This is a genomic window from Pseudomonas sp. NBRC 111123 (genome assembly GCF_001320205.1).
Classification (GTDB): Bacteria; Pseudomonadota; Gammaproteobacteria; order Pseudomonadales; family Pseudomonadaceae; genus Aquipseudomonas; species Aquipseudomonas putida_J.
The window spans coordinates 50,335-61,456 of record NZ_BCAZ01000035.1; the positions used below are offsets into that span (position 1 = coordinate 50,335).

Below are 11,122 nucleotides of genomic sequence, written 5' to 3' on the forward strand. Positions count from 1 at the left end.
AGCGGCTTCAGCCGCGAAGAGGCCAGTACAGCCAACACAACTCCCAGGCTAGGTACCACTCTTCAACCGGCTGAAAGCCCGGGTAAGCTCCCGATTGAACGCTTTGCCATTGTCATTCTTGCCATACAACCGCGCCCGCACCTCAGCCGGTGGGTAGGTCCCCGGCGCATTGCGGATCTGCGCATCCACCCACCCATCCGCCGCCGTGATCGCATTGGCGTAATGGATGGTGTCGGTAATCGGCGCGATCACATCCGGGCGCATCAGGTAATCCACCAGTTGCCACGCAGCATCCGGGTGCGGCGCATCCTTGGGCACCACCAGCGCGTCCAGCCAGATCAACGTGCCCTCCTTCGGAATGCTGTAGTCCAGCGCAAACGCCTTGCCCGCCTGCTGTGCCTGCCCCTGGGCGATGGCCACGTTGCCGTTCCACGACATCGCCACGCAGGTTTCGCCATTGGCCAGGTCATTGATGTTGCGATCATTGTCGAAGTAGCGAATGTACGGGCGCACCTTGCGCAGTTGCACCTCCGCCGCCTTCAGGTCTTCAAGGCGCTGCTGGTTGATGTCCAGGCCCATGTAGCGCATCACCGCGGCAAACACCTCGTTGGGGTCGTTGAGCAGGCTCACCCCGCAATCGGCAAATTTGGCCACCACCTGCGGGTCGAACAGCATCGCCCAACTGTCCAGCGGTGCATCGCCCATGCGCGCCGTCACCGCTTGCTGCTGGTAACCCACCCCGGTCGTGCCCCAGGCATAAGTCCCGGCATAGCGGTTGCCCGGGTCGAACAAGGCCATGTGCCGGCGAAACTCTTCACCCACCCCAGCCAGGTGCGGCAGCCGGGCTTTGTCCAGCGGTTGCAGGGCGCCGCTGGCAATGGCCCGGCTCAGGTGCTGACCGGCGGTGAGCACCACGTCGTAGCCACTGCCACCGGTCAACAGCTTGGTCTCGGCGGTTTCCAGCGAGTCGAAGTGATCGGCGACCACACGAATGCCGGTTTCCTGCTCGAACCGGGTCAAGGTATCGGGGGCGAGGTATTCACCCCAGATGTACAGGTTGACGGTCGGCTGTTGTGCGTCGGCGGCCTGAGCCACCGACACCGCGCAGCCCAGGGCGACCGCAATGGCCAGCGCGCGCCGTTTCATCAGCGGCCTCCGGCGTACTGCGGCATGGTGATACAGGCGACATTGCCGCCACCGAGCAAGATCTCGCGGGAGTTCTCGATACCGATGATGCGGTGGCCGGGGAACAGCTCCGCCAGGGTCGCCTGGGCAACGGCGTCATGACGGTCGCCAAACAGGGGCACGACGATGGCCGAGTTGCCTGCGTAGTAGTTGATGTACGAAGCGCAGATACGCGTGCCGGCTTCGCGCAGGTGGGTACCGTCGACCTGATCGAGCCCGGCCGCTTCTTCGGCGGTCCATTCCAGCACATCGGGTTGCGGCAGCTTGTGCACCTTCAGCTCACGGCCGCGCGCATCGCGGGTACTGCGCAGGATCTCGTAAGCCTCCTGGTAGATTTCCCACTGCGGGTCGTCACGGTTGTCGGTCCATTGCAGCACGACTTCGCCGGGGCGCACGAAGCAGGCCAGGTCGTCGACGTGGCCATCGGTCTCGTCGAACTTGCAGCCACGCGGCAGCCAGATCACCTGCTCGGCACCCAGGTAGTCTTCAAGGCGGCGCGTCACCTCGGCCTTGCCCAGGTGGGCGTTGCGATTGCGGTTGAGCAGGCACTGCTCGGTGGTCAGCAGGCTACCCTGGCCGTCACTCTGGATGCCGCCAAGTTCGGCGATCAATGGCGCGCGATAGCGGTCCAGGCCTTCGATTTCGAGGATCTTCTGCGCGATCTGGTCGTCCTTGTCCCACGGGTAGTAGAGGCCGCCATCGAGCCCGCCGTAGGCGTTGAACTCGAAGTCGACGCCACGCACTTCACCACTGTTGTCATTGACCACGAAGCAGGCACCGCTGTCGCGGAACCAGGTGTCGTTGCAGGTCATTTCCACCACGCGTACCTGCGGCGGCAGCAGGCGCCGGGCGTTGGCGTACTGGGCAGCCGAGGCGCAGACCGTGACCGGCTCGCTGGAGGCGATGGCCGTGACGATCTCGACCCAGACCTTTTGCGCAGGCTTGGCACCATTGCGCCAGACATCCGGGCGCTCTGGCCAGCCAAGCCAGCAACCGGCCTTGCGCTCGAATTCGCCAGGCAGGCGGAAACCATCGGCCTTGGGGGTGGTGGTGAGCGAACGTGCCATGGGTCAACCTCGTGTCGGTGAGTGATGGCTGCACGCTACGCCGCCCGGCATCAGGCATCCAACGATGAAAACTCAGCGATAGCTGAATTCAATTCAGCTATCGCTGAGCTGTTCGATGAACCATTCGATGAAGTCGGCCACCGGCGCCCGCTCCAGGCGCAAGCGTTCGCACACCAGCGCGTACTGCCCCTGGGCCGTCACACTGGCACTGAACGGGCGCACCAGCCGGCCGCTCTGCAGGTCGGCCTGGCAGGTCAGGTTATCGCCCATCGCCACGCCCTGCCCCAGCAAAGCAGCCTCCAGCGCCAGTGCAGCATGGGGGAAATACAGCTGGCGGGTGGGCAGTGCATCTTCGGCGTGGGTGGCCAGCCAGGTGGTCCAGGTACGACCGTCCTGGTCGTCGTGCAGCAGGCAATGGCGCACCAGGTCACGCGGGCGCTTGAGGCCGCCCTGGTTGAACAGCCCGGGGCTGCATACGGGGAAGAACTGCAGCAGCGGCAGCGGCCGGACAAAGTGGGTGCTGGCGTCCAGGGCGCTGGTGCCGTAGGTGATGGCAAGGTCGACGTCCAGCGCCGGGGCGCCGGCATCGATCGGCTGATCGTGCAGGTGCAAGGTGATGTGCGGGTAACGGCTGCTGAAGTCGGCCAGGCGCGCGACCAGCCATTTTTGCGCCAGCTCCGCCGTCACCGCCACCCGTAGCAGCGCTTGCGAGGCTGGGTCGCGCAGCTCGTCGCAGGCCTTGCCAATCAACTCGAAGGCCTGTTGCAGGTGATGCAGCAGACGCTCGGCCTCGGCACTGGGGCGGACCTGGCGGCCCACGCGTTCGAACAGGGCGACGCCAAGCTGATCCTCTAGCTGGCGAATCTGGTGGCTGACGGCGCTGTCGGTGACGCACAGCTCGGCAGCGGCGCGGCCGAAATGGCCATGGCGGGCGGCGCATTCAAAAGTGCGCAGGGCGGTCAGGGAAGGCAGGCGGCGCATTGTTGTTCCTGTCAGGGCCTTGGGGACTGCTACGCAGCCCACTCGCGACACAAGGCCGCTCCTACAGCAGATCGCGGATTCCTGTAGGAGCGGCCTTGTGCCGCGAATGGGCCGCAAAGCGGCCCCCGGATCATATAACCAACCCTACAGGAAGACGAACGGCCCTGGCGCCATGAAAATTTACTGCTAGATTTTCATGAAAATAATCACAATAAATTTCACGAGGCCACTGCATGTTCAAGCAATCCGCCCAGCACGTCGCCAGCTACTACGCCCAGACCTACCCCGCCAGCATCCCCCTACGCCCTACCCTGCAAGGCCCGCACGATACCGAGGTGCTGATCATCGGCGCAGGCTTCAGCGGCCTGCACACTGCCCTGCGCCTGACCCTGGCCGGCAAACGCGTGACCCTGCTGGAGGCCAGCCGTGTCGCCTGGGCCGCCTCCGGGCGCAACGGGGGCCAGGCGCTGCTGGGCTGGTCGTGCGACATGCCGCCGTTGGAAAAAGCCTTGGGCGTGGAACGCACCCGGCGCCTGTGGGGCAGCATGTGCTGGGCCGCCGACGAGATGCGCGAGCTGCCCCTGCGCCATGGCTTCGATATCGACTACCGGCTCGGCAGCCTGTGGACCGCGGTGCTGCCACGGCGGGTAAACATGCTCGAAGAAGCCCTGCATGATGCCGAACACAAATGGGGCTACGACGCCCTGCGCCTGATCGGCCGCGACGAACTGCCACAATGGATCGACAGCCCGCGCTACCAGGCCGCGCTGTACGACGCCAAGGGCGCGCACCTCAACCCGCTTAAGCTGGCCCAGGGCCTGGCGGCCACGATAGAGGCCCATGGCGGGCGCATCTTCGAGCAGAGCCAGGTTCTCGACTACCAGCCAAGCGCCAACGGCTACGTGGCCCGCACCGGACAGGGCGAGGTGCGCTGCGATGTACTGGTACTGGCCTGCAACGCCTACATCGACCGCCTCGACCGCGGCCTGTCGCGCCGGCTGCTGCCAGTCGGCTCGTACCAAGTGGCCACCGCGCCGCTGGATGCAGCGTTCGCCCGCTCGCTGTTGCCGCGCAACAGCTGCGTGATCGACAACCAGTTCGTGCCCGACTACTTCCGCCTCACCCCCGACCACCGCCTGTTGTTCGGTGGCGGCTGCACCTACCTGGGCGGCATCCCCAAGGATGTCGCCAGCGCCACCCGCCCCTACCTGGAACGGGTGTTCCCGCAACTGGCCGGGGTGGCCATCGACTATGCCTGGGGCGGCCATATCGACTGCAGCATCCAGCGCACCCCGGACGTCGGCCGCGCGGGCCAGCGCTACTGGCTGCAAGGTTTCTCCGGCCACGGTGTGCTACCGACCCTGGCCGCTGCGCGGGCGGTGAGCGATGCAATCCTCGGCGACGACGACCTGCTGGCCTTGTACCAGGGCATCGACAACGGCCGTTTCCCGGGCGGTGACTTGCTGGCCGCACCGCTGGAGGCGGCGGCCAAGGCCTGGTACAGGATGCGCGACCATGTCTGAAGACGCCCAGGGCCTGGCCCTGTTGATCCGCGACCTGCGCAAGCACCGCGGGCTGACCCTCGATGAGCTGGCGGGCAAGGTCAGGCGCTCGCTGGGCTTTCTGTCCCAGGTCGAGCGCGGCCTGTCGCAACCGACCGTGGCTGACCTCACGGCCATCAGCGAAGCCTTGCAGGTGCCGACCACCTACTTCTACCAGGCCAGCCAGCCACCTGCGCTGGACTGGGTCACCCGCCCCGGCGAGCGGCGCACGATCTACTACGCCGGGGGCATCAGCGACGTACTGGTGTCGCCAACGCTCAATGGCCGTTTCGCCATGCTCGAAAGCCACCTGGCGCCCGGCGCCAGCAGTGGCGAGGGGCACCTGGACGACAGTTCCGAGCAAGGCGGTTTCGTGCTGGAAGGTGAACTGACCCTCTGGCTCGCTGATGATGAACAAGCCGTGACCCTCGCGCCCAACGACAGCTTTCAGCTGCCGCCGAACCGCCACTTTCGCTACGCCAACCTGACCAACCAGACGACCCGCGTCCTCTGGGTTTTCCGATGAGAGCACAGCATGACCCTGACAACAGGCTTTCCCGATTTGCTCAGTGAAGTTCGCGCGTTCCGTGCCCGCTACCCCGAGGTCAGCCATGTCGACCTGCTCAGCCTGGACATCCCCGGGCACTTCTACGGCAAGCGCTACCCCATCGACATGCTGGAAAAAATCGCCGCCGGCAGCCCGCTGAAACTCCCGCAGAACTGCGTACTATTGGGCGTACAAGGTGGACTGTTCCCGATTGGCGACTATTGCTTCAACGACGGTGACCCGGATGCCATCCGCCGCCTGATCCCAGGCACGCTCAAGCCGGTGAGCTGGGAGCGCGAGCCGCTGGGGCAGATGCTGATCAGCTCCGACGGCACCGCCGCGCCGATCGAATTCGAACCCCGCGAGGTGCTCGCCCGTGTGCTGCAGCGCCTCGAGCGGCGCGGCATTCGCCCGGTGGTGGCATTCGAGCTGGAGTTCTACCTGTTCGACCGGGCGCTCAAGCAAGGCCTGCCGCAGTTCCCCCGCGACCCGCTCAGCGATGACCCGGACGACCAGCCCAACATGCACATCGAACGGCTGTCGCGGTTCAGCGATGTGCTCCACGACATGGTAAAAACCGCCAATGCGCAAGGGGTGGATGCTAACGTCATCACGGCCGAGCTGGGCCCTGGCCAGTTCGAGATCAACTTCGGCCATTGCGACGATGGCTTGCAAGCCGCCGACTGGGCCGCCCTGTTCTGCCGCAGCACCCGGGGTGTCGCGCTCAAGCACGGGCTGCGCGCCTCGTTCATGAGCAAGCCCTACCTGCAGGCACCGGGCAGCGGCATGCATGTGCATGTGAGCCTGTACGACCAGGCCGGCAACAACCTGTTGGCCGCCGACCAGCAACGCCCGCTGCGCCATGCCGTGGCCGGCTGCCTGGCGCTGCTGCCACACTGCATGCCGATTTTTGCGGCCAACCACAATGCGTTCCGCCGTTATGGCGCCATGGTCAACGCCGCCAGCCGTGCAAGCTGGGGGGTTGAAGACCGTGATGCGTGCATTCGCATTCCCGAGTCGGATGCGCGCAACCTGCGTATCGAGCATCGGCTGGCCGGGGCAGATGCCAACCCGTACCTGGTGCTGGCGGCGATCCTGTGTGGCATGGAGCATGGGCTGGATGCCGGGCAGGAGCCGATTGCGCCGCTGAACGAAGATCGCAGTAGCGGCATCGATTTCCCCAAGGACATGCTCGGCGCGGTCGCGGCCATGCGCAGCCACCCGGCGGTGAACGAGGGGCTGGGGGAAGAGTTCGTGAGGGTGTATTGCGAGAACAAGCGCCAGGACCATCTGGCGTTCATGCAGGAGGTCAGTGCGCGGGAATACCGCTGGTTCATGTGACATAGGTGTTGGATTGTTCGCGGCGGTTCGACGCCTCGACAAGCCCGCGCCACAGGTGCAAAGGCAGCAAGCACCTGTGGAAGCGGGCTTGTCGAGGCGTGGAACCGACGCGAACAGGCCAGTACCGCCACAACCCATCCGACTGCCGAACGAAATCCCTCCTATTCTCAATAGCTCACTTCGGTTCCTGCACTGAGGAGGCACGACCATGAGCTACGTAACCACGAAGGATGGCGTTCAGATCTTCTACAAGGACTGGGGCCCGCGCGATGCGCCGGTCATCCACTTCCACCACGGCTGGCCGCTCAGTGCTGACGACTGGGACGCGCAGATGCTGTTCTTCCTGGGCAAAGGCTTTCGCGTGGTTGCCCATGACCGCCGTGGCCACGGGCGCTCCAGCCAGGTGCCGGATGGCCACGACATGGACCACTATGCCGACGATGTGGCGGCCGTCGTCGAACACCTCGGCACCCAGGGCGCAGTACATGTCGGCCACTCCACCGGTGGCGGCGAAGTGGTCCGCTACATGACGCGCCATCCCGGTGACCCGGTGGCCAAGGCCGTGCTGATCGCCGCCGTGCCACCGCTGATGGTGCAAACGCCCGCCAACCCCGGCGGCCTGCCGAAGTCGGTGTTCGACGACTTTCAGGCCCAGGTCGCCAGCAACCGTGCGCAGTTCTATCGCGACGTGCCGAGCGGGCCGTTCTATGGCTACAACAGGCCGGGCGTGCAAGCCTCGGAAGGCATCATCGGCAATTGGTGGCGCCAGGGCATGATCGGCAGCGCCAAGGCGCATTACGACGGCATCGTGGCGTTCTCGCAGACCGACTTCACCGAGGACCTCAAGGGCATCAAGCAGCCGGTGCTGGTAATGCATGGCGACGACGACCAGATCGTGCCTTATGAAAACTCCGGGCCGTTGTCAGCCAAGTTGCTGCCCAATGGCACACTGAAGACCTACAAGGGCTACCCACATGGCATGCCGACCACCCATGCCGATGTGATCAACGCGGACCTGCTGGCGTTCATCCAGAGTTGATGTAATTGTGCCGCTCTCTTCGCGGGCAAGCCCGCGAAGAGAGCGGCACTGGCAACCGTTTGCGCCCACGCTTACCATGTCCCCTTCCAGCGCGGCCATTTGCCGCACGCCCTACCCTCTGCCTGCCAGACACCCATGCCCTTCGAACTCACCGTAGAACCGCTCACCCTGCTGATCCTCGCCCTGGTCGCCTTCGTCGCCGGTTTCATCGATGCCATCGCTGGTGGCGGCGGCCTGCTGACCACCCCGGCGCTGCTCACCGCCGGCATGCCACCGCACCTGGTGCTGGGCACCAACAAGCTCAGCTCGACTTTCGGCTCGGCCACCGCCGGCTTCACCTACTACAAGCGCAAGCTGTTCCACCCGGCGCAATGGCGCCCGGCCCTGTTCGCCACGCTGGTCGGCGCCTCGATTGGTGCGGTGGTAGCTCACTACATGCCGGCCGAGTGGCTGAACAAGATGCTGCCGGTGATCGTCTTCGCCTGTGGTATCTACCTGCTGTTTGGCGGCACGCCCAAGGCGCCGCTGGATGCCGATGCGCCAATCAAGAAGAAATGGCAGTTCCCCCAAGGCTTCACCCTGGGCTTCTACGACGGCGTGGCAGGTCCCGGCACCGGTGCATTCTGGACCGTGAGCACGCTGCTGCTGTACCCCATCGACCTGGTCCGCGCCAGCGGCGTGGCGCGCAGCATGAACTTCGTCAGCAACATCGCGGCGCTGACGGTGTTCATTATTTCCGGGCAGGTGGATTACATCGTCGGCCTGTGCATGGGCCTGTCGGTGATGGTCGGCGCGTTCTTCGGCGCACGCACGGCGATCAGTGGCGGCAGCAAGTTCATCCGCCCGGTGTTCATCACCGTGGTGCTGGCATTGACTGTTCGTTTAGCGTGGCAGCACTGGTTCGGGCAGGCATAAACGCCTGGCGACATAAAGATCAATCAAGTACCGGGCGATGGACCGCCCGGCCGGCAGCGGCGGCAGGTCGTGCACGCTGAACCATTTGGCATCTTCGATTTCGTCGGGCTGCATGACGATCTCGCCCCCCGCGTATTCGGCATGGAAGCCCAGCATCATCGAGTGCGGGAACGGCCAGCACTGGCTGCCGACGTACTGGATGTTCTTTACCTCCACCGCCACCTCTTCACGCACCTCGCGCACCAGGCAGTCCTCGGCGGACTCGCCCGGCTCGGCAAAGCCCGCCAGGGTGCTGTACACACCCGTGACGAAGCGCGGCGAACGGGCCAGCAGAATCTCGTCGCCACGGGTCACCAGCACGATCATGCTCGGCGAAATGCGCGGATAGCTGCGCAGGCCGCAGGGCTGGCAGTACATCGCCCGTTCCCAGTGGATCTGCGTCATCGCCTGGCCGCAGCTGCCGCAGAAGCGATGCTCGCGGGCCCAGGTGCCGATCTGCGCGGCATAGCCAAGGACTTTGTAGGTGTCGAAGTCGCCTTCCAGCATGAACGTGCGCAGACCACGCCAGCTGCAGCCCGGCAGCTCGGCTGCGTTGCGCAGCTCAAGCAGGAAGACGGGCTTGCCGTCGAAGTGACCGATGCCGTGTTCACACAACACGTCCAGGTCCTGGCGCTTGAGCCAGTCGCGGGGGAACAGCGCGCCGTTGGCGTCCACCAGGAACCCTTCCGGGCTGCGGGCCACTGCCAGCCCCCCGGTGATCTGTGGGTCGAGTACTGCGGTTGTCCAGCGAGCTGACATGTCGGGGGTTCCTTTACTGCGCGCCCCCCGACCGGGTCAGTCGGCGAACGACGGTTTCTGTTTGCTCATGTGCGCCGCCACGGCCACGCGCAGGTCTTCGGACTGCAGCATCGCGGCATTCCAGGTGGCGATGTAATCCAGGCCATCGTCGATGCGATGGTCACGCATGTAGCTGAGCATTTCCTTGGTGCCGGCCACGGCGATCGGCGATTTTGCGGCAATCTCGCGGGCAATGGCAAAGACCCCGTCGAGCAGCGCGGCCTGATCATCATAGACCCGGTTGACCAGGCCGATGCGCAGCGCCTCGTCGGCTTCCACATTGCGCCCGGTGAAGGCCAGCTCACGCATGATGCCGTCGCCGATGATACGTGGCAAACGTTGCAAGGTGCCGACATCGGCTGCCATGCCCATGTCGATTTCCTTGATCGAGAACTGCGCATCGCGGCTGCAGTAGCGCATGTCGCAGGCGGAGATCAGGTCGATGGCACCGCCGATGCAGTAACCCTGCACCGCCGCCAGCACCGGCTTGCGGCAATTGTCCACGGCATTGAAGGAAGCCTGCAGGCGCTGGATGGTCTTGCGTAGCAAGCGTGCATTGCGGCCGACATCCTTGCCCATCTGCCCGGCCAGCGACGCCAGCATCATCAGGTCTATACCGGCGGAAAAGTGCTTGCCAGCGCCGCTTATCACCACCGCACGCACGGCATCGGTATCGTCGATCCACTGGAAGATATCGACGATCTCCTCCCAGAAGGCCGCGTTCATCGCGTTGATCTTTTCCGGGCGGTTGATCTGCACATGGGCGATGTTGTCGGTCAGTTCGACCTTGAACGCGGTGTACTCGGTCACGGGCGGCACTCCTGTGGAGAAAGGGTTCACAGCGTGGATGGTAACCCAGGCAGGTGACCGTACTTGTGCCAAAAACGGGACTGCATGCCCTGTCGAAATCGCCGTGCGCCGTTCGACCATAGATGAATCATCAACCCCGGCCTGCCTTCAGGAGAGCACCCATGCGCAAACTCATCGTAGCCGCCTTCGTCAGCCTCGACGGCGTCATGCAGGCCCCCGGCGGCCCTCAGGAAGACACCAGCGGCGGTTTCGCCTTTGGCGGCTGGCTCGTGCCCCATGCCGAGGAAGTGTTCGGCCAGGCCATGCAGGCACTGTTCAGCCAGCCTTTCGAACTGCTGCTGGGTCGGCGCACCTACGACATCTTTGCTGGCTACTGGCCGAAGGTGAAGGACGACACCGAGGAATTTTCCATCGCCAATCTGTTCAACAGCGTGGCCAAGCACGTTGCCACCCATGACCCCGACAGCCTCGAATGGCATAACAGCCATGCACTGGGCGCGGATATCGTCGCGGCGGTACGTGCCCTCAAGCAGCAGAACGGCGCCGACCTGCTGACCCAAGGCAGTGCCGACCTGGTGCAACAACTGTTGGCTGCCGGCCTTGTCGATGAGCTCCAGTTGCTCATTCACCCTGTGTTACTAGGCCATGGCAAGCGCCTGTTCGGCGACGATGCTGCGCCTGGGGCCTTCCACCTGAAACATTCCCAGGTGACGCCCAAGGGCGTGATCATCGCCCGCTATGTGCGCACGGGTGAAGTTGCGACGGGATCATTCGATTTACCGCAGGAGAATGGGTGAGCCCGGTTGGCTCGCCTCGGCATGTTCAGCGCCTGTGAGACCTAGCGCCGCCCGCGCGGCGC

General features: G+C 64.7%; 11 protein-coding genes. 6 read left to right on the top strand and 5 right to left on the bottom strand.

Annotated features, from left to right (window positions below; translation table 11 throughout):
• Nucleotides 1–48: 48 nt before the first annotated feature.
• The 3 genes from APH27_RS17865 to APH27_RS17875 form a co-directional block, all read right to left on the bottom strand.
• On the bottom strand, nucleotides 49–1,146 hold the full coding sequence (locus tag APH27_RS17865; protein ID WP_060485530.1) for an extracellular solute-binding protein: 1,098 nt from the start codon (nucleotides 1,144–1,146) through the stop codon (nucleotides 49–51).
• Nucleotides 1,146–2,252 carry an agmatine deiminase gene (gene aguA, locus APH27_RS17870; protein ID WP_060485531.1) on the bottom strand — a complete coding sequence of 369 codons (1,107 nt, stop codon included), beginning with the start codon at nucleotides 2,250–2,252 and terminating at the stop codon, nucleotides 1,146–1,148. Before aguA ends, APH27_RS17865 begins: the two co-directional genes overlap by 1 nt.
• Before the next feature lie 93 nt (nucleotides 2,253–2,345).
• On the bottom strand, nucleotides 2,346–3,233 hold the full coding sequence (locus tag APH27_RS17875; protein ID WP_027919716.1) for a LysR substrate-binding domain-containing protein: 888 nt from the start codon (nucleotides 3,231–3,233) through the stop codon (nucleotides 2,346–2,348).
• 233 nt (nucleotides 3,234–3,466) lie between these two features.
• Between APH27_RS17875 and APH27_RS17880 the strand changes: the two genes are divergently transcribed.
• The 5 genes from APH27_RS17880 (at nucleotide 3,467) to APH27_RS17900 (ending at nucleotide 8,616) form a co-directional block, all read left to right on the top strand.
• Complete coding sequence (locus APH27_RS17880; RefSeq protein ID WP_027919715.1) at nucleotides 3,467–4,756, top strand: FAD-binding oxidoreductase; 1,290 nt, start codon at nucleotides 3,467–3,469, stop codon at nucleotides 4,754–4,756.
• Nucleotides 4,749–5,300, top strand: a complete 552-nt coding sequence (locus APH27_RS17885; RefSeq protein WP_033696374.1) for a helix-turn-helix domain-containing protein — start codon at nucleotides 4,749–4,751, stop codon at nucleotides 5,298–5,300. Before APH27_RS17880 ends, APH27_RS17885 begins: the two co-directional genes overlap by 8 nt.
• A 15-nt stretch (nucleotides 5,301–5,315) precedes the next feature.
• A complete protein-coding gene (locus APH27_RS17890) occupies nucleotides 5,316–6,662 on the top strand; it encodes a glutamine synthetase family protein (RefSeq protein WP_177331694.1) in 1,347 nt (448 codons plus the stop codon).
• Nucleotides 6,663–6,870: 208 nt separating this feature from the next.
• A complete protein-coding gene (locus tag APH27_RS17895) occupies nucleotides 6,871–7,701 on the top strand; it encodes an alpha/beta fold hydrolase (protein WP_060485533.1) in 831 nt (276 codons plus the stop codon).
• A gap of 135 nt (nucleotides 7,702–7,836) precedes the next feature.
• Nucleotides 7,837–8,616 (top strand): TSUP family transporter, encoded by a 780-nt coding sequence (locus tag APH27_RS17900; RefSeq protein WP_027919712.1) that lies wholly within the window; start codon nucleotides 7,837–7,839, stop codon nucleotides 8,614–8,616.
• On the opposite strand, the gene nudC is transcribed toward APH27_RS17900, so the two are convergent.
• Nucleotides 8,584–9,414 (bottom strand): NAD(+) diphosphatase, encoded by an 831-nt coding sequence (gene nudC, locus APH27_RS17905; protein WP_060485534.1) that lies wholly within the window; start codon nucleotides 9,412–9,414, stop codon nucleotides 8,584–8,586. The two genes, APH27_RS17900 and nudC, sit on opposite strands and share 33 nt — an antisense overlap.
• Before the next feature lie 36 nt (nucleotides 9,415–9,450).
• Nucleotides 9,451–10,263: a crotonase/enoyl-CoA hydratase family protein gene (locus tag APH27_RS17910; protein WP_027919710.1), complete on the bottom strand. Its 813-nt coding sequence runs from the start codon at nucleotides 10,261–10,263 to the stop codon at nucleotides 9,451–9,453.
• Nucleotides 10,264–10,424: 161 nt separating this feature from the next.
• On the opposite strand from APH27_RS17910, the gene APH27_RS17915 reads away from it, so the two are divergent.
• Nucleotides 10,425–11,060: a dihydrofolate reductase family protein gene (locus tag APH27_RS17915; protein ID WP_060485535.1), complete on the top strand. Its 636-nt coding sequence runs from the start codon at nucleotides 10,425–10,427 to the stop codon at nucleotides 11,058–11,060.
• Nucleotides 11,061–11,122: the final 62 nt, after the last annotated feature.

Bases quoted from the DNA above. Each gene is read 5' to 3' on its own strand.
- APH27_RS17865 (WP_060485530.1), bottom strand. From the start codon at position 1,146: ATGAAACGGCGCGCGCTGGCCATTGCGGTCGCCCTGGGCTGCGCGGTG.
- aguA (WP_060485531.1), bottom strand. From the start codon at position 2,252: ATGGCACGTTCGCTCACCACCACCCCCAAGGCCGATGGTTTCCGCCTG.
- APH27_RS17875 (WP_027919716.1), bottom strand. From the start codon at position 3,233: ATGCGCCGCCTGCCTTCCCTGACCGCCCTGCGCACTTTTGAATGCGCC.
- APH27_RS17880 (WP_027919715.1), top strand. From the start codon at position 3,467: ATGTTCAAGCAATCCGCCCAGCACGTCGCCAGCTACTACGCCCAGACC.
- APH27_RS17885 (WP_033696374.1), top strand. From the start codon at position 4,749: ATGTCTGAAGACGCCCAGGGCCTGGCCCTGTTGATCCGCGACCTGCGC.
- APH27_RS17895 (WP_060485533.1), top strand. From the start codon at position 6,871: ATGAGCTACGTAACCACGAAGGATGGCGTTCAGATCTTCTACAAGGAC.
- APH27_RS17900 (WP_027919712.1), top strand. From the start codon at position 7,837: ATGCCCTTCGAACTCACCGTAGAACCGCTCACCCTGCTGATCCTCGCC.
- nudC (WP_060485534.1), bottom strand. From the start codon at position 9,414: ATGTCAGCTCGCTGGACAACCGCAGTACTCGACCCACAGATCACCGGG.
- APH27_RS17915 (WP_060485535.1), top strand. From the start codon at position 10,425: ATGCGCAAACTCATCGTAGCCGCCTTCGTCAGCCTCGACGGCGTCATG.